This is a genomic window from Leifsonia sp. GW821-FHT13C05 (assembly GCF_058806515.1).
The window spans coordinates 299,056-315,067 of the sequence record NZ_JBXAPT010000005.1 but is presented as its reverse complement, the minus strand read 5'-3'; the positions used below and the strand labels follow the sequence as shown (position 1 = coordinate 315,067).

Here is a 16,012-nt window from a genome sequence, read left to right as displayed (position 1 = left end):
GTTGGGACCGGGATCTGCGGCGCGTCGGCGATCGCGGCGATCTCCCCCATCATCGGCGCCGCGAGTTCGGAGATCGCCTACGCGGTCTCGACGATCTTCCTGTTCAATGCGGTCGCCGTGCTGGTGTTCCCTCTCATCGGGCATGCGCTGGGGATGAGCACCCATGCGTTCGGTCTGTTCGCGGGCACTGCGGTGAACGACACCAGCTCGGTGGTCGCCGCCGCGAGTCTGTTCGCGACCTCGGCGCTCGGATTCGCCGTCGTCGTGAAGCTCGTGCGCACGCTCATGATCGTCCCGATCAGCATTACGCTCGCCGTGGTCGAGCATCGGCGGGCGAACGCCGGCGCTCCGCTGACCGTGCGGCGGTTGATCGGTCTCGTCCCGTGGTTCCTCGTCGGATTCCTTGTCGTCGCCACGGCCAATACGCTCGTCGCGGTTCCCGCCGACCTGCACGAAGGGCTCGTGACGGCGAGCGTGTTCCTGGTAGCGGTGGCGCTCGGGGGGATCGGCCTGTCCACCGATGTGGGGGCGATCCGTCGCGCCGGCTGGCGGCCGCTGGTGCTGGGCGCCGTGCTGTCGACGCTCGTCACCGTCACCAGCTTGGGAGTGCTCGCCATCACCGGGCAGCTCTGACCGCCGTCACGAGATCGCGTGCACGACCTCGAGCAGGGGACGTGCGCTCGCGGGCGCGCCCGACCCGCTGCGTCGCCACACCGCGGTCAGCGGCCGGGTGATGCGCAACTGCCGGATCGGGACTTTGACGAGGGTCCCGGCGGCGATCTGCTCGCGCACAGCGAGGATGCTCAGCACGGCTGGGTGGTCGCCTGCCGCAACGGTCGCGCGGATCGCACTGGTTGAGGAGAGCTCCAGCGCCGGCCGAACCGGCGGATGACCGGCGCCCGTCAGGGCGCGCTCCACTGCGAGACGGGTGCCGGAGCCTCGTTCGCGGGAGACCAGGGGAGCGCGGGCGAGCTCCTCCGCTGAGATGCCGCGGGCCCTCCGCGCCCACGGATGGGTGCGTCCGACGACGACGACCAGCTCATCCGACGCGAACTCCAAGGTGCCCAGATCGGTGGGCACATCGGGCGTCTCGATGAACCCGATCGCCGCCGCCGAGCTGCGGACGGCCAGGAGGACCGCTTCGCTGTTCGCGGCCGTCAGCTCGATGCGCGGCCCCCGCCCGCCGGTACTCAGCGCCGTGAGCCAGCGCGGCGCGAGATGCTCCGCGATCGTCATGCTGGCGGCGATACGCAGCGTTTCGTCCGTCGCCTGGCGCAGGGAGGCGACGGAGGCGTCGAACCGTTCCGTGGCGTCCAGGAGGTCGGCGGCCCACTCCACGATGAGCGCGCCGGTCTCGGTCGGATGCGCGCCCCGACTGCTGCGCACGAGCACAGCCGCACCCAGATCCAGTTCCAGCGCCGCGAGCCGCATCGAGGCCGCCTGTTGCGTGACGCCAGCTTCGCGGGCTGCGGAGGAGATGCTACCCGTCCGGGCGACCGCCACCAACAGCCTCAGGCCTGCAATGTCCACGAACGCCTCAGTCTTCCCACCCGCCCACGCTATCCCTCCTCGGCGCAGCGGTCCCTCGACCGGCGGTTGCCGGTCAGCCCCGCGAACCTTCGATGGCCGCCGGTTCGGCCGCCTGGAGTCTTCCATGCCAGTCAGTCGTCGATCCAGCGCAGGCCGAGGCGTCGGAACGCCTCGATTAGCTCATCGGTCTCCGGCGTGACGCGGTGTGGGTCGCTGTGGGGGTCGATGTGGCTGCTGCGCTGCTCATCGTCAGAGCGCTCGAACACCGCCCACATGCGGATCTCGTCGCCGTGGCGGGATCGGAACTCGATGCCGTCAACGAGTTCGGTGCGGTCCTCGCCGCGCAGGTCGTAGACCCAGTGCGCGATCGACCGGGTCAGTACCCGGTCTCGGGCGTCCTTCAGGAGCGCGCTGTCGACGTCAACGAGTGCGATGTCGTGCCGGTCGAACCGGTAATGGGCTTTGAGTGCGGCGAGGCTATCGGAGTGCGTGATGAAGCAGTACCGGCCGGTCTGTTCGGCGTCGCCGTACATCCGGCCGTTCAGCCAGGAATGGCCTACCTCGCCACTCCCGCCCTCAGGATGATGGGCGATACTTCCGTCGTCCTCGAAGTCGTCCAGTTCTGCCTCGAGAGCGGTTGATGGCTGCAGCTTTGCAAGCATCTCCAGAAAACATCCGAGCAGGGTGTCGGAGGTGTAAAGCGTGCGGAATTGCCCGAGCTGGTCGTCCCACCGCCCGTTGAACAGGCCGTCGTCTGTCGCATACCGCCACGGCGTCCACGCCCATATGTCCGGCTCGAACCCGACACGCCAAACCCGTCCCGGGTCGCCCGAGACGTTCAGCTCGACCGGGCTCATCCGACGTAGGCGAACGACTTCGCCGCGGCGAGCACCTCGCGCGCGACCTCCAGCGGCTCGCCCTCGCGCAGCACCTGTGCCGGGGCTTGGTCGCCAAGCGAGGGGTTCATGCCTTTGAACCAGGACTGAACGGTGATTGCGTCGTAGCGCTCCCGCAATAGTGCGGCCGCGTGATACGCGTGGCGCAGGCGCTCCTGGTCTTTCTCGCCGGGCGAGCCTTGGCCGTCGGCCCAGCTGGAGACCGAGCGGGCCGACTTCACGCCACCGATGTAGCCGACCAGACGTACGCCGAGGACGTCGCGTAGCCGAGTCACCAGATCATCGAACGGGAGACCGATCGACTCCTCATGAGCACGGAGACCTGGCCGCTGATCCGAGACCGTTGGGAGCTTGACCATATGGCTAGTGTAGCCCCCGGTGCACTTAAAATGCACCTAAAAATGCGCCCGCTTTCGCGGGCGAAAAGGAAGTCCCTTGCCGGCATCAGGAAGGTGAGAGGGAGCGCTTGGTGTAGGGAAGCGCTCCCTCTCGGCTCGCGTCAGGCGTGGACTCCTGAGAGTCGCGAGCGGCTTAGGGGGAGACTGTTTCGGTCGCCGGGGTGGTGATGGGCAGAAGGCCGTACGGAATCCGCGGGGTCATGGCTTCGATTTCGGTGAGGCGGTTGTATTTCGCGATCCGTTCGCCGCGGGCGGGCGCACCGGATTTGATCTGGCCGACGCCGGTGCCGACGACGAGGTCGGCGATGAAGGTGTCTAGGGTTTCACCGGAGCGGTGTGACACCATCGCCTGCATGCCGAGGCGTTTGGCCGTTTCGATGGCGTCGAGCGTGCCGGTGACAGTGCCGATCTGGTTCGGCTTGATGAGGGCTGCGTTGGAGTACCGGTTCTTCGCCCCGTCTGCGATGCGGCGCATGTCGGTGACGTAGAGATCATCGCCGACGAGCTGTGTTCGGTCGCCGACCGCGTCGAAGAGAAGTTTCCAGCCTTGGTGGTCGTCTTCGGCGAAGCCATCTTCGATGCTGCGCAGTGGAAACTCGTCGAGCAGGCGCAGGTAGTAGTCGACAAGCTGGTCACGGGAGAGCAGGTTTCCGGCGATCTTGTACTGGCCATCACGTTCGTAGAAGCCGTTGGCGGCCGGGTCGATGGCGATCGCCACATCATCTAGGCCGGGTGTGTAGCCGGCGTCTTGGATGGCAGCGACAAGGAGAGTCATCGCTTCTTCGGGGCTGGCGATGTCGGGGGCGAATCCGCCCTCGTCGCCGAGGCCGGCGGTGTGGAACTTCGCTTTCACGCGGGCGGCGAGGGCGTGATAGATCTCGGCGCCGGCTTCGACGGCGGCTTCCTCGTTGGCTGCGCCGACGGGGGCGATCATGAACTCTTGGAACTCGAGCGGGTTGGCGGCGTGTGCGCCACCGTTGAGGACGTTGAAGTGGGGGACGGGCATCCGTTCGGTGCTGTCGGTGACTCGTGCGATCCAGACGTGCAGTGGCACTTCCGCGGCGTGGGCGAACGCCCGCGCAGTAGCGATCGATACCGCAACCACAGCGTTCGCACCGAGGCGTGCAAGGTTCTCCGTTCCGTCGAGCGCCCCGATCGCGTCGTCGACCTCGCGGATGTTGGACCAGCGGCTGCGGGAGAGCAGCGGAGAGATTTCGTCGGTGACCGAACTCACGGCACGGTGGACGCTGCGACCGGAGTAGGACGACCCGTCATCGCGCAGCTCGGCCGCTTCGAAAGCTCCGGTGGACGCACCTGCGGGAGCTGATGCGGTAACCACCGCCCCGTCGCCAAGGTGCATTGTCACGGCGACGGTGGGGTATCCCCGGGAGTCCAGAATCTGCCGGGCGTCCACGCGTTCGATGTGGATCGGGTGGGCGTCGGGGTGGCTGACGTAGTGGCCCTGGTGGGTGGGATCGATGTGTCCGGTGTAGCCGTGGTCGACCATGGGGTCTCCTATCTCTGAGCATGGGGGATCGCTTGAGATAGGGACTGTTGTCGGCATCGAGGTTGGTGTCGGCGAGCCCCACCGCCGAGACGCCGAAGCGTCACGCGTCAGCTTGCCAGAGAACGACGCCGGGTGGAAGCCTGAACTTGTGATCTCTCAGAAAAGGCCGCCGAGCCAGAGGCCGAGGCCTGCGGCCAGGAGCGCCCCGGCGAGCATTCCGAACCCGTTGATCGCGGACGCGGCGTAGCGGCCGTCTTGCGCCAGGCGCACGGTTTCGAAGCTGGCGGTGCTGAACGTGGTGTATCCGCCGAGGAACCCGGTGCCGAGGATCAGCCGCCACTCGGTGGGGAGGAAGTGCGAGAGGGCGAGCCCGGTGACCAGGCCGAGCACGAAAGACCCGGTGATGTTGATGACGGTGGTGCCTAGTGGGTAGGCGATGCGGACGCGGGCTTTGACCAGGCCGTCGGTGATCAGGCGCAGGGCCGCTCCGGCGCCACCGGCTGCGGAGAGGGCGAGCACAACCCAGGCGATCACCGTGCACCCGCTTTCGCGCGGGCACGGTGCACGGCGGCGCCGATGATGATGCCGGCCAGAGAAGCGGCGGCGCCCACGAGGACAGTTGCCACACCGTAGAGGATGCTGTTGCCGATTTGGGCGGAGGCGATGAGCCCGTCGGTGTCGACGGCGAAGGAACTGTAGGTGGTGTAACCGCCGAGGATCCCGGTTCCCGCGAACAGGCGCACAGCCCGGCGCAGGCCTTGGTCGGGGCCGCCACGGGAGAGTGTTTCCAGCAGCCATCCGAGCGCAAACGCGCCGGTCACGTTGATGGTGAAGGTCGCGATCGGCAGCCCCTGCCAGGCGGGGATCGCGGTGGAAAGCAGGTAACGGATGCAGGTTCCGATGGCCCCGCCGACGAAGACCAGACCGATGTACTTCCAGTGCAAATGGATCGGCCGCGGCGCGCGGCGTTGAGGCTCTTCGACCTCCAGGTCGGGGTCGATGGGCAGGTCGTCGGCGCGGTCGGGTTCGCGCTTGTTGAGGCGTTCGTAGGTCATGCGTTCCGGTTCGGTTCCTGGGATCGGGGCGGGGAGGGCTGGCGCTAGGTTCCGCCTTGGCGGGCGAGCAGAGTGGCAGCTTCGACGGCAGCGGCGGGGTCCAGATAGTCAGCCGAGACTAGTTCGGGCGTTCTGGGGGAGAGGTCGAAACGATACCTCAACGGGTGGCCGGTTGGAATGTTCAGCTGCTCAATCGCGGGGATGCTGAGGTTTTGGATGAGCATGGCCAGGGCTCGCAACGAGTTCCCGTGCCCCACAACCAGGGTGCGGGCACTGAGGGTGAGGCCGGGGCTGAGCTGTTCCTGCCAGAACGGGGTGACCCGCTTGACCACGTCAGCTAACGATTCGGTGCTGGTCAGGGCTTCTGGGGGGAGGGAGTGGAAGGGTTCGGTGTGTGCGAGCTCGTCCAACCGGGCGGGATCCATTGGCGGCGGTGCGGTGGCGTAGGAGCGTCGCCAGGTGAGGAATTGTTGCCGGCCGTACCTGCTTGCGACGGCGGCTTTGGAGAGGCCGGTCACGGCTCCATAGTTGCGTTCGTTCAGCCGCCAGTCCGCGATCACTTGGGGAACTCTCGGGAGGAAGAAAGGCAGCATTGCGGCAACGGTTTCGGCTGTCCGGGACAAGGTGGATGTCCAGATCCGATCTGGCACGGCGCCGGATTGGACCAGGAGCTGTGCGGCGTGTTCGGCTTCGGTGATGCCGGCGGCGGTCAGATGCACGTCGGTGATGCCGGTGAACAGCCCGTCCGCGTTCGCGGTGCTCTCCCCGTGCCGGAGAAGGTAGAGCTCGGCGAGTCTCACTCCCACGGCAGCGCCCCGCCGTCGGTCACCGGGGAGAGCGGAATGACCAGGACCGGCCGGTTCTGGCGGTGGGCGAGATGTACGGCGACCGAGCTGCGGAAGAATTCGCGCATCTCACGTCGGAGGCTCGCTTCGTGGGTGCCGACGATGATCATCCGTGCGTTCAGTGTGTTCGCGAGGTGGGCGAGCGCCCGGGCGGGTTCACCGGCGAGGGCGCGCACGTTCCAAGTCACCCCGGTGGGGCCCAGGACTCGTTCGATCTGAGCCGCCAGTTTCGGGTCGAAGCTGTCCTCGTCCAGTTCGGGAAGGTCGGGGTCCAGGGGGAGTGAGTGCACGGAGCCGTCGGGGTTTTCTTCGACGGTGTAGCGGCCGAGGTCGACGTGTGCGCACACTAGTTCACAGCCGAGGTCGCGCGCCAGTTCCGCGGCCTGCTGGAGAACCGTGTCGGGGCGGCCGCCTTCAACGCCGACCAGGATTACTCGGCTGGGATCGGTTGGGGTGTGTTCGGTCATGACCGGCTCCTATCTCGTTTCGGCGCGCCCGAAAGTTGAGATAGGGACTGTTGTCGGCTGCGCCGAGGTTGTTCGCGGTGAGCCCCACCACCGCAGCGCTTTGCGCTGCGCCTAGTCTGCCAGATCGTTCACGGCGGTCAACATCTTGTGGCGTGCACCGTCCGGGTGCACACTGGTCAGTGGCGATGAAGCTCGCCAACAACCGCGGACCGTCCGCTAATGGCTTCTACCTGCACCACCGCCCTGCACGGCGTCCAGGTAGAGGAGAACCCCATTGGCAGAGAACACTGCACCTTCGGTCAGCATCCTCTTCGCCTCCTCCCCAAACGAGCCCGCCATCGAGCTGGTGGAGGTCGAGCCGGATGCGTTCGGCGACCTGAATCTTGACCGACTGGTCGCTGATCTGACTGCCGGCCGTGACCAGTACGAGTTGAGGCCGTACTTCTTCACACCGCTTACGAGTGCTGCTGCGGTGCAGTTCCGGCACGCTGTCATCCAGGACCTCGCCCAACCGCGGGTGAGGGATAGCATCCGGGTTTTCGCGGAGGGAATGCGCGCCATGCGGACCCTGCTGGCCGAGGCTGATTCCCTGCGCTACCGGCAGCAGAAGCAGCGGGTCGCTTTGGAGGCGGTGACCAGCTATCTGCGAGCCGTCGGCGGCCTGGCCTCCGGGCTTATGGATGCCGAGCTGGCCTCGCCCGGCATGCTGCGATTCCGCGACCAGTTGGATCAATACGTGGCCTCCGAGGCGTTCTCGACGCTCGCGGAGGATGCCGACCAGACCACTGACCGGCTCGAGCAGATCAGGTACGAGTTCCTGATCGACGGCGGCAGAGTCAGCGTGTTCCCGCTGACCGAGGAAGCCGACTACAGCGCCGACGTCGCCGCTACGTTCTCGAAGTTTCGGCAGGGCGAGGTCACGTCTAAGCTGCAGAGCCGCCAGGATCCGGTTGCGATGAACCATGTCGAGGCGGGGATCCTCGGCCTGGTCGGTGAGGTGTTCCCCGACGTGTTCGATGCTCTTGCCCGGTTCGTGCAGGAACACTCCATGTTCCAATCCGCGATGATCGCACGCTTCGACCGGGAGGTGCAGTTCTACCTCGCCTACCTGGAGTATCTGGAACGGATCCCCGACCTGGCCACGTGTCTTCCGACGGTGACCAGGGAGCCCACGAGTTCGGCGCGCGACGCCGTCGACCTGGTGCTGGCCGCGAAGCTCGCCGGCGGAGCACACCCGGTTGTCGGCAACGACTTCTCGCTCACCGGTGAGGAGCGCGTCCTTGTCGTCACCGGCGCGAACCAGGGCGGCAAGACCACGTTCGCCCGCGCCTTCGGGCAGCTGCATTATCTGGCAGCGCTGGGTCTGCCGGTCGCGGCGTCCTCCGCGACGCTGCACCTGTTCGACCGCGTCTTCACCCACTTCGAACGGCAGGAGAATCTGCAGAACCTCACCGGGAAGCTTGAGGACGACCTGCTGCGTGTTCACGCGATCCTTCAGCAGGCGAGCGGGGAGAGCATCGTGATCCTGAATGAGATCTTCACCTCGACCACCGTGAACGACGCCCTCTTCCTCGGCAAACAGATCCTCGACCGGATCATCACCCTGGGGGCGCTCGGGGTGTATGTCACGTTCGTCGACGAGCTCTCGGCGCTTGGGCCGGGCACGGTCAGCATGGTCGCTGAGGTCGACCCGGCTGAGGTCACCACGCGCACCTTCCGCATTCGTCGTCGGCCGGCGGACGGGCTCGCGCACGCCACGGCGATCGCGGCCCGATACGGGCTGACGGCGGAACGGTTGCGGGAAAGGATCCACGCATGAAAGCCCACCTGCTTTTCAAGGACATCGACTTCGATACTTCGATCCGCCCCACCCGGCTGCAGCTCCAGCTCGGTGCCGATCTGGAACTGAACGCGATCGTGACCGCGATGGCAAACGACGACGCTTTCCTCCGCAACGTCGCCGAGGCCGCGTTGCTGCAACCGCTGACCGACCCGGAGCGCATCACCTACCGGCAACAGGCGCTGACCGACGCACTGAACTGTCCGGAGGTACTCCGGAGCCTGTACGCGGTGTGCGTGCAAACGCTGGCCGAAGAAAAGAAGATCTACGGCTGGGGGCTGGGCTCGCCCACCTCGAGCCTGCATCGCTCGGTCGAGGCGCTGGAAATGTTCATCCTCCACCTGCGCCAACTCCGGCTGATCGCCGATGAGCACGCCGCCGGCTTCCACTCGCCAGCCTTCACCGAGCTCTGCCGGATGCTGACCGCCGAACTCTCCGACGACTACTTCGCCGAAATCGACGACCATCTGCGCCGGCTGCGGTTCCGACACGGCGTGCTGATCAGCGCCCGCCTCGGACACGCAAACAAAGGCACCGACTGGTGCTTCGGCGACCGCTGCAGCAGAAAGTGACTCTTTTCGAACGGGTCGGCTTCGCCCACCCAGCCCACTCGATGACCATCGCGGACCGAGATGAGGCCGGATTCAACGCTCTCTCGGATCTACGCAATCACGGCCTGAGCCTGGTCGCCAACGCTCTTGCCCAGTCGACCGAACACATCAAGAACTTCTTCACCATGCTGCGCACGGAACTCGGCTTCTACCTCGCCGCGATCAACCTCCAGGACGCGCTCACCCGCGCCGGCGCCAGCACCTGCATTCCGACGCTAACAGCCAACGCCGGCTTCCGATCGGCCAACCTCTACGATGCAGCACTCGCGCTGATCAGCCAGGACCCCGTCATCGGGAACGAAGTGGACGCCTTCGACCGTTCCACGGTGGTCATCACCGGCGCGAACCGTGGAGGCAAGTCCACTTTTCTGCGCAGCGTGGGCCAAGCGCAACTCCTCACCCAGTGCGGGCTCTTTGTCCCCGCCGACGACTTTGAAACCGGTGTGCGGGATGGGATCTTCACCCATTTCAAACGGGAGGAAGACGCCTCGATGCAAAGCGGCAAGCTTGATGAAGAGCTCGCCCGGATGAGCAGCATCGTCGATCAGCTCCGGCCCGGCAGTCTGCTGCTGCTGAACGAATCATTCGCATCAACCAACGAACGTGAAGGATCCGAGATCCTCCGGCACCTGGTTGGGGCACTCACCGCATCAGATGTCCGTGTGGCCATCGTCACGCACCTATATGACTTCGCGCACCGCTACTTCACCGAGGGGCACGCTGAGGCGCTGTTCCTGCGAGCGAACAGGGACCAGAGTGGGAACCGCGACTTCCGCCTCGTCGTCGGGCCGCCGCTGCCCACCAGTTTCGGGGAAGACGTCTATCACCGCATTTTCGACGCACAGGATTCCCGGCCGCAGACCCAGCCGGTGAACTAAAGAGGAGAACACATGTCGCCGCACGCAGAGGAACAGCATCTCTATTTGGCCAGGCACGGGCAAACCGTGCTCAACGCGGAAGGCCGGCTGCGCGGGTTGGCGAACCCGCCGCTGGACGAGGTCGGTCAGGCCGAGGCCGCTGCGCTGGGCCTCTACCTGCAGAACAAGGGCGTGGTCGCTGTGTTCTCCAGCCCCCTGACCAGAGCTGTTACGACGGCCCGGGCGATCGCGGATGCCGTCGGCGTTGAAGCGTACGCCGATGACCGCTTCAATGACCGGGATTACGGCCCGTGGACCGGGCACGTGAAAACCGAGGTGATCGCCGAGTTCGGAAGTGTCGACGCCGCCCCCGGCGTGGAACCGGTCAGCCAGGTGCTGGCCCGCGCCCGCCCCGCCCTTGATGCTGTCCTCGACCAGTACCCGGAGGGCGCCGTCGTCGTGGTCACCCATGACGCGGTGATCCGACCGCTACTGCACGCGCTCGACCCGGAGGTGGGCGAAATCGCTGCACCCACCGGATCGGTCAACGAGCTGTTACGTGTCGACGGGGTTTGGAGCATCCAAGCGGTGGATCTCGCGCCTTCTACGATGACCGGGTAAGCGTCAGAGGGAAGTCCCAACCGTTGAACCAGCTCACCGCTTTCACCCAGGACGCATTCACCGGTTCTGTGGCCGGCAACCCCGATTGGGTCATCGAATCCGTCAACGCCCGCACCTGCCCCGCCAACTCCACCAACATCGTGCGGGTCAGTTCCAGAGCCGCGTCGCTGAACGCCTGACCGGTCAGCATGTGGGCGCGGCAGGGAAGGGTCCCCGGCTGTGCTGCCACCGACCACGTCTTCGCGCACTCGGGACAGACAGCTGCGGCCCAGAGCGGACGAGTTTCGATCAGCCATTCAGTGGTGAAGCGCATCTCGTTGGCCTCGCGGGTGAGTTCTTGCAGATCCATGCCCGCGTGGGTTACCAGGATGCCGGACGGTGTGCCGCCGCGCACATCGGCGCAGATCACGCACTGTCCGTGCCGCTCGAGCGACCTGATCTGACGGTGCCGGCGGCCACTGCTGAGCCGGCCGGCCATCGACTGCAGAAGATCGGTGTAGAGGACCGTGAGATCAAAGGGTTGATGCCCGCCGCGGGCACCCGCCCCGGCCTCCCACAGTTCGATCTCGACAACCGCGTACGCCCAGGAGTGCCGGGGACACATGCCCCAGTACTCCTTCAGCCGCTGCCGGGTGGGGCCGCTCATGATGTCGCCGTGTACGAAGTCCCACAACACCCGGACTTCCTCCGAGCTCAACACAGCATCCACGTCCCGGCTCAACGGTCGGTCGAACCTGCTGTCACCCTCTACCGGCTCAACCACGCCGACTCCTCACCGGGACCCGGAGCACGACTGATCCGGCGAACGAGAGCAGCATCCACGCCGCGGCGTACAGGAACCCGACGGTCGGGGAGACGGTTGTGTACAGGATGCCGGCGACGACGGTCCCAACAATGTTCCCGACCGCCTGCACGCCGCCGATGACGCCGAACCCGCTCCCGCGCAGACGATCGGGAAGGATCTGAGCCACCAGCGCAGACTCTGCTGTCTCAGCGAATCCGATGCCCGCGCCGGCAAGCGCGAAGGCCACCAGAATCGCCCACCACGGGGTCGGCCCAAAAGCGAATACCGCGTAACCCAGCACGTAGACCAGCGCTCCTGCCGCGAACACCCGCCGCGGTCCGGTTCGATCGATCCACCGGCCGCCCAGGATCGACACTCCGGCCGCCACCGCATTATGTGCTGCATAGATCAGAATGGCCGTCGACGCCGCAGCGGTCGCCGTCATTCCCTGCCCTTGGAACAATTGCGTCGCCCGCAGGATCAGCAGCGTGCTCGCCAAGTTTCCACACTCGAACAGCACAATCGGCAGCAGCGGCCGGCCTAGACCTGCGCCGCGTAGGCCGGCCAGGTCGAACCGGATCCGCTGTCGGACACCGTTCCCGTGCCGGCGCGCCTCGCGTGCGGCGAAGCCGATCGCGATCGCGGCAAGAACGCCGGGGATCAACGCGAACCAGATCGCCGGCCGAATGCCCAGCCAGGCGACAAGCCCGGCGGCCGCGAGCGGTCCCACCACCGCCCCCAAATTGTCCCCTGCACGTTCCAGCCCGAACGCGCGCCCGTAGGCGCGCTGCGGCGCCAGCGAGGAAAGCATCGCGTCCCGAGCCGGTGAACGGACGCCTCGCGACGCCCACGCCAGAGCGCGAAGGATGGCGACCTGCCACACAGCAGTGGCAAGGCCGATCGCCGCAGTTGCAAGAGCGGTCACCAAGTAGCCGCCAGTAGCCATCACACGCCTGCGGGGCGGATCGTTCGCCAACGGCCCGCCGATCAACTTCGCCACGCCGGTCAGCGCATCACTGACCCCTTCGATCACGCCCAATGACGCCGCTGACCCGTGAAGAACACTGGTGAGAAAACTCGGAAGCACAGAGGTTGCGATCTCATGGCCGGAATCCGAGAAGAAGCTTGCCGCAGCCACACTCCCAACGCCCGGCGTCAACCAGTGCTGGTCTGCTTCTGTATCAGCCGCTTCGTGCACCGGCTCGGGCGAGTCCGACTCTGTAGTCACGATGAAGCCCTAGCAATGGCGGGCGCGATCATGTTCACAGTTCCCCTATCTCCAGACAGCACAAATCCTTGAGATAGGGACTGTTGTCGGCGATGATGCCGAAGTTACCTACGGTGAGCCCCACCGCCGCCGCGAGAACGCGCAAGTCACAGCATGCCAGACCGTTCCGGTGTGGCCAACGAACTCGCCAGATCTGCGAAGACGGTTGCCGCAATTCTCTTGTGAAAGATGCCTTTACGACCGTCCTCTGAACTGGCAGGAGCGGGAGTTACTCAGGAGGGAGTTGAGCGGCAAGTAGCGATAGCGTCCCCGACCTCGATGTGGAGTTCATCCAGAATTCGCAGGTGTTCCCGCGCATTGGTACGTGCTGCGCCAACGATGTGCTGTGCATCGTTTAGGCTCTCCGCATCCACGCCGAGTTGCGCACTACCGTGCAACCGGTGCCCGACCCAGCGCAGCTGTACGCGCGGGACAGCAGTGACGCCGGGCGTCTCTTCAAGAGCATGCTCTAGACGGTCCACCAGCTCGGGCTCGATGCCGTCGAGCAGGCGCCGTCCGATGCTGCGGACGGTGCCCCAGAGCAGGACGATGATCGCGGCCGAGATCAGCAGACCCACGATCGGGTCGGCCAATGGGAAGCCGAGCATGACGCCGAGAGCGCCGAGGACGACGGCGAGCGAGGTGAACCCGTCGATGCGCGCGTGCACGCCGTCGGCGACGAGGGCGGCGGAGCCGATCCGCTGGCCGACTCGGATGCGGTAGATCGCGACTGCTTCGTTGCCGGCGAAGCCGATGAGGCCGGCGGCGATCACCCAGCCGAGGTTTTCGAGCGGGTGGGGATGGAAGAGCCTGTCGATCGACTGCCACGCGGCGACGACCGCAGAGAGAGCGACGACGGCGATGATGAATAGCCCGGCGAGATCCTCGGCGCGCCCGAAGCCGTAGGTGTAGCGGCGGGAGGCGACCCGACGCCCGAGCACGAACGCAACCCAGAGTGGCACGGCCGTGAGCGCGTCCGAGAAGTTGTGGATGGTGTCGGCAAGAAGGGCGACAGACCCGCTGAAGGCGACAATGATCGCCTGCAGCACGGTGGTGCCCAGCAGTACGAACAGGCTGATCTTCAGTGCACGGACACCCTCGGTGCTCGCCTCCAGCGCGTCGTCGATGGAGTCGGCGGCGTCATGCGAGTGCGGGACGAACAGCCCGTACAGGAATCCTTTGAAACCGGTCGGGTGCTGGTGGCCGTGCTCATGATCATGGCCGTGGCCGTGGCCGTGGCCGTGGCCGTGGCCGTGGCCGTGTTCGTGCGCGTGGCCGTGCGTGTGGCCGTGTTCGTCGTGCTCGTGGGTGTGTGTCCCGCTCACGCGCTCGTCTCCGCGCCGAGCTTGGCCTCGGAGTGATGGTGCCGCGGCGTGCCGCCGAGCGAGTGCTCGGCCTGGAAGATCGCGTCCGTCACGAGTCTGCTCGTGTGTTCGTTCTCGAGCCGGTAGAACACTCGCTGACCGTCCTGGCGGGTCGAGACAATGCGAGCCAGGCGCAGCTTCGCGAGGTGCTGGGAGACCGCGGCAGGCTGCTTGTCGAGGATGTCCGCCAGGTGGTTCACCGAGAGCTCGCCCGCGTCCTTCAGCGCTAGCACAATCCGCACCCGCGTTGCGTCGGCCAGCATGCCGAACACCTCCACTGCGAGCTCGACGTACTGGCTGTCAGGCAGTCTTCCACATATCGCTTTATCTGCATCCATACGCAGATTAAAGATCAACACGGTGTGCGATGCAAATTGCGCGACCCGACCGGCACACGCCTTCACTGCAAAAGTCAGTCGCCGTCGAAGTCGACTGCTTTCCCACGTAGTGCCGAGATCGCCTTCACGATCAGCTGGATCGCCGCGATGGCGATCAGGACCGAGACCGCCAGCGCCAAAACCGGGTCCAGCCAGTAGAGCCCGTTCGTGACCAAAATAATGACGCCGGCCACGGCGATCGCCGCTGCTGCCGCAGCATCCGCAAGCGCGTCGATCAGGACCGACCGCATATGCAGGTCCTCGCCGGCGGCCGAGCGGCCGAGGGCTAGTGCACCGGTGAGCATCACGACAACAGTGACCAGGCTGACGATCACCATCGGCAAGCCCTCAACGGGCGGTGAACCTTCACGCAACCGCGAGATCGCCTCGATCGTCACGGTTACTGTCACCGCGAGCAGGAGGGTGGCATTCACGAGCGCCGCGATGGCGATCGGTCGTTGTGCGTGCGGATGGTCCGGGTCATGGTCCGAAGCGCGATCGCAACGAGGCCGAGCATCAGAGCAAAGCAGTCGGCGACGGTGTCGCCAGCGGCGGCGAGAACGCTCACGGAATGAGCGAATATCCCCGCGACAATCAGCCCGACGATCAGCACCAGGTTGAGGCCGAGCACGATCAGGATCCGACGACGCTGACTCCACCTCGGCACCTTCACGGTCACGTGGTTGGACTTGGGCGGATTCGGAGCACCGGACACCTGACCATTGTTTCATCCCCTCAGAAGGCGGCATCGAGTACGGTCGTCGAGTGACCGACCCCGCGATGAAACTCCGCCGATCCGGCATCGCGCTGGAGATCGTCACCCTCGGTTGGAACGTGGTCGGCGTCGTGTTGCTGGCGATCCTCGCCTACCAGTCGGCGTCCGTCGCTCTGCTCGGCTTCGGGCTCGACAGTTTGATCGAGATCGGCGCGAGCACCGTCGTCATCTGGGAGCTCACCGACACCAGCCCGTCCCGGCAACGCGTGGCCCTACGTCTCATCGGCTGGGCGTTCATCCTCCTGGCCCTCTACCTCCTAGTGCAAGCGGTCGTGGCCCTGGGGCTGGGGCACCACGCCACCCCCCTGATCGGTGGAATCACCTGGACCGGGGCGACCGCGCTCGCCATGTTCACCCTCGCCTGGGGCAAGTGGGTCGTCGGCAAGCGCCTGGACAACCCCGCGCTTCTCACCGAGGGACGGGTCACCCTCATCGACGGAATCCTCGCGACCAGCGTGCTGCTCGGGATCCTGCTGAACTACACCTTCGGCTGGTGGTGGGCCGACCCGGTAGCCGGGCTCATAATCGTCTTCTACGCCGCACGCGAGGCAATCCACATCTTCCGCGCGTAGTTGCGATGCCAGGACGGGTCGACCACGACCGAATGTTCGATTCAACTTGTTCGGGCCGATAGCTGCAAACAGTAGCGTCGGGCCGCCTCGTTCCGTGGAAACCTGCATTAGATGCAGGAATCCACACGGTCAGCGGTATCCTGGCCGAGCGTGCGCCGGGATCACAGGACCGCCCGCGGAACTAAACGCCTGCCATCAGCAAATCTGCAGTCGCGACGGATTGGCGGGAGTTTTTGCATCAAAATG

General features: G+C 65.8%; 19 protein-coding genes, 1 pseudogene and 1 riboswitch. Of the genes and pseudogenes, 6 read left to right on the top strand and 14 right to left on the bottom strand.

Annotated elements, in window-relative coordinates; genetic code table 11:
• Positions 1 to 633 (top strand): YeiH family protein (locus AC1ROC_RS15535; RefSeq protein WP_493001222.1); only part of this gene is annotated, 633 nt, incomplete at its 5' end.
• Between the two features lie 6 nt (positions 634 to 639).
• Here the strand turns inward: AC1ROC_RS15535 and AC1ROC_RS15530 are convergent.
• From AC1ROC_RS15530 to AC1ROC_RS15495, 8 genes are all read right to left on the bottom strand, one after another.
• Positions 640 to 1,530 carry a LysR family transcriptional regulator gene (locus AC1ROC_RS15530; protein ID WP_493001221.1) on the bottom strand — a complete coding sequence of 297 codons (891 nt, stop codon included), beginning with the start codon at positions 1,528 to 1,530 and terminating at the stop codon, positions 640 to 642.
• A gap of 131 nt (positions 1,531 to 1,661) precedes the next feature.
• Positions 1,662 to 2,387 (bottom strand): RES family NAD+ phosphorylase, encoded by a 726-nt coding sequence (locus AC1ROC_RS15525; RefSeq protein ID WP_493001220.1) that lies wholly within the window; start codon positions 2,385 to 2,387, stop codon positions 1,662 to 1,664.
• A complete protein-coding gene (locus AC1ROC_RS15520) occupies positions 2,384 to 2,785 on the bottom strand; it encodes a hypothetical protein (RefSeq protein ID WP_493001219.1) in 402 nt (133 codons plus the stop codon). The genes AC1ROC_RS15525 and AC1ROC_RS15520 overlap by 4 nt, the downstream gene beginning before the upstream one ends.
• A gap of 172 nt (positions 2,786 to 2,957) precedes the next feature.
• Entirely contained in the window at positions 2,958 to 4,331 is a 1,374-nt protein-coding gene (gene eno / locus AC1ROC_RS15515; RefSeq protein WP_493001218.1) for a phosphopyruvate hydratase, read from the bottom strand.
• Between the two features lie 156 nt (positions 4,332 to 4,487).
• Positions 4,488 to 4,865: a fluoride efflux transporter CrcB gene (gene crcB, locus AC1ROC_RS15510; RefSeq protein WP_410783178.1), complete on the bottom strand. Its 378-nt coding sequence runs from the start codon at positions 4,863 to 4,865 to the stop codon at positions 4,488 to 4,490.
• Complete coding sequence (crcB, locus tag AC1ROC_RS15505; RefSeq protein ID WP_493001217.1) at positions 4,862 to 5,386, bottom strand: fluoride efflux transporter CrcB; 525 nt, start codon at positions 5,384 to 5,386, stop codon at positions 4,862 to 4,864. The genes crcB (AC1ROC_RS15510) and crcB (AC1ROC_RS15505) overlap by 4 nt, the downstream gene beginning before the upstream one ends.
• A gap of 44 nt (positions 5,387 to 5,430) precedes the next feature.
• The gene (locus tag AC1ROC_RS15500) at positions 5,431 to 6,186 is read right to left on the bottom strand and encodes a 2,3-bisphosphoglycerate-dependent phosphoglycerate mutase (RefSeq protein ID WP_493001216.1); all 756 of its coding nucleotides are present in this window, start codon (positions 6,184 to 6,186) and stop codon (positions 5,431 to 5,433) included.
• Positions 6,183 to 6,698, bottom strand: a complete 516-nt coding sequence (locus AC1ROC_RS15495) for a universal stress protein (RefSeq protein ID WP_493001215.1) — start codon at positions 6,696 to 6,698, stop codon at positions 6,183 to 6,185. The genes AC1ROC_RS15500 and AC1ROC_RS15495 overlap by 4 nt, the downstream gene beginning before the upstream one ends.
• Before the next feature lie 172 nt (positions 6,699 to 6,870).
• Positions 6,871 to 6,934: riboswitch (Fluoride riboswitch) on the top strand.
• Between the two features lie 110 nt (positions 6,935 to 7,044).
• Between AC1ROC_RS15495 and AC1ROC_RS15490 the strand changes: the two genes are divergently transcribed.
• The 4 genes and pseudogenes from AC1ROC_RS15490 (at position 7,045) to AC1ROC_RS15475 (ending at position 10,627) form a co-directional block, all read left to right on the top strand.
• Entirely contained in the window at positions 7,045 to 8,517 is a 1,473-nt protein-coding gene (locus AC1ROC_RS15490; protein WP_493001214.1) for a MutS-related protein, read from the top strand.
• Positions 8,514 to 9,277 (top strand): annotated as a pseudogene (locus AC1ROC_RS15485) (hypothetical protein); the annotation flags it as partial. The gene AC1ROC_RS15490 and the pseudogene AC1ROC_RS15485, both read left to right, overlap by 4 nt.
• The gene (locus tag AC1ROC_RS15480; RefSeq protein WP_493001226.1) at positions 9,275 to 10,027 is read left to right on the top strand and encodes a MutS-related protein; all 753 of its coding nucleotides are present in this window, start codon (positions 9,275 to 9,277) and stop codon (positions 10,025 to 10,027) included. The pseudogene AC1ROC_RS15485 and the gene AC1ROC_RS15480, both read left to right, overlap by 3 nt.
• 12 nt (positions 10,028 to 10,039) lie before the next feature.
• Positions 10,040 to 10,627 (top strand): histidine phosphatase family protein, encoded by a 588-nt coding sequence (locus AC1ROC_RS15475; protein WP_493001213.1) that lies wholly within the window; start codon positions 10,040 to 10,042, stop codon positions 10,625 to 10,627.
• Here AC1ROC_RS15475 and AC1ROC_RS15470 read toward each other — a convergent pair.
• From AC1ROC_RS15470 to AC1ROC_RS15445, 6 genes are all read right to left on the bottom strand, one after another.
• Positions 10,611 to 11,390 (bottom strand): hypothetical protein, encoded by a 780-nt coding sequence (locus AC1ROC_RS15470; protein ID WP_493001212.1) that lies wholly within the window; start codon positions 11,388 to 11,390, stop codon positions 10,611 to 10,613. The genes AC1ROC_RS15475 and AC1ROC_RS15470 overlap by 17 nt on opposite strands.
• Positions 11,383 to 12,639 (bottom strand): MFS transporter, encoded by a 1,257-nt coding sequence (locus AC1ROC_RS15465; RefSeq protein ID WP_493001211.1) that lies wholly within the window; start codon positions 12,637 to 12,639, stop codon positions 11,383 to 11,385. Before AC1ROC_RS15465 ends, AC1ROC_RS15470 begins: the two co-directional genes overlap by 8 nt.
• Positions 12,640 to 12,911: 272 nt before the next feature.
• A complete protein-coding gene (locus AC1ROC_RS15460) occupies positions 12,912 to 14,003 on the bottom strand; it encodes a cation diffusion facilitator family transporter (protein ID WP_493001210.1) in 1,092 nt (363 codons plus the stop codon).
• Positions 14,000 to 14,380: an ArsR/SmtB family transcription factor gene (locus tag AC1ROC_RS15455; protein ID WP_493001209.1), complete on the bottom strand. Its 381-nt coding sequence runs from the start codon at positions 14,378 to 14,380 to the stop codon at positions 14,000 to 14,002. The genes AC1ROC_RS15460 and AC1ROC_RS15455 overlap by 4 nt, the downstream gene beginning before the upstream one ends.
• A 74-nt stretch (positions 14,381 to 14,454) precedes the next feature.
• Positions 14,455 to 14,853 carry a cation efflux transmembrane domain-containing protein gene (locus tag AC1ROC_RS15450; RefSeq protein WP_493001208.1) on the bottom strand — a complete coding sequence of 133 codons (399 nt, stop codon included), beginning with the start codon at positions 14,851 to 14,853 and terminating at the stop codon, positions 14,455 to 14,457.
• Positions 14,850 to 15,134, bottom strand: a complete 285-nt coding sequence (locus AC1ROC_RS15445; protein ID WP_493001207.1) for a hypothetical protein — start codon at positions 15,132 to 15,134, stop codon at positions 14,850 to 14,852. Before AC1ROC_RS15445 ends, AC1ROC_RS15450 begins: the two co-directional genes overlap by 4 nt.
• A gap of 50 nt (positions 15,135 to 15,184) precedes the next feature.
• On the opposite strand from AC1ROC_RS15445, the gene AC1ROC_RS15440 reads away from it, so the two are divergent.
• Positions 15,185 to 15,766: a cation diffusion facilitator family transporter gene (locus AC1ROC_RS15440; RefSeq protein ID WP_493001206.1), complete on the top strand. Its 582-nt coding sequence runs from the start codon at positions 15,185 to 15,187 to the stop codon at positions 15,764 to 15,766.
• Positions 15,767 to 16,012: the final 246 nt, after the last annotated feature.

Excerpts from the sequence above, each read along its gene's own strand:
- AC1ROC_RS15475 (WP_493001213.1), top strand. The coding sequence starts at position 10,040 with ATGTCGCCGCACGCAGAGGAACAGCATCTCTATTTGGCCAGGCACGGG.
- AC1ROC_RS15455 (WP_493001209.1), bottom strand. The coding sequence starts at position 14,380 with ATGGATGCAGATAAAGCGATATGTGGAAGACTGCCTGACAGCCAGTAC.
- eno (WP_493001218.1), bottom strand. The coding sequence starts at position 4,331 with ATGGTCGACCACGGCTACACCGGACACATCGATCCCACCCACCAGGGC.
- AC1ROC_RS15495 (WP_493001215.1), bottom strand. The coding sequence starts at position 6,698 with ATGACCGAACACACCCCAACCGATCCCAGCCGAGTAATCCTGGTCGGC.
- AC1ROC_RS15520 (WP_493001219.1), bottom strand. The coding sequence starts at position 2,785 with ATGGTCAAGCTCCCAACGGTCTCGGATCAGCGGCCAGGTCTCCGTGCT.
- crcB (WP_493001217.1), bottom strand. The coding sequence starts at position 5,386 with ATGACCTACGAACGCCTCAACAAGCGCGAACCCGACCGCGCCGACGAC.
- AC1ROC_RS15525 (WP_493001220.1), bottom strand. The coding sequence starts at position 2,387 with ATGAGCCCGGTCGAGCTGAACGTCTCGGGCGACCCGGGACGGGTTTGG.
- AC1ROC_RS15480 (WP_493001226.1), top strand. The coding sequence starts at position 9,275 with ATGCTGCGCACGGAACTCGGCTTCTACCTCGCCGCGATCAACCTCCAG.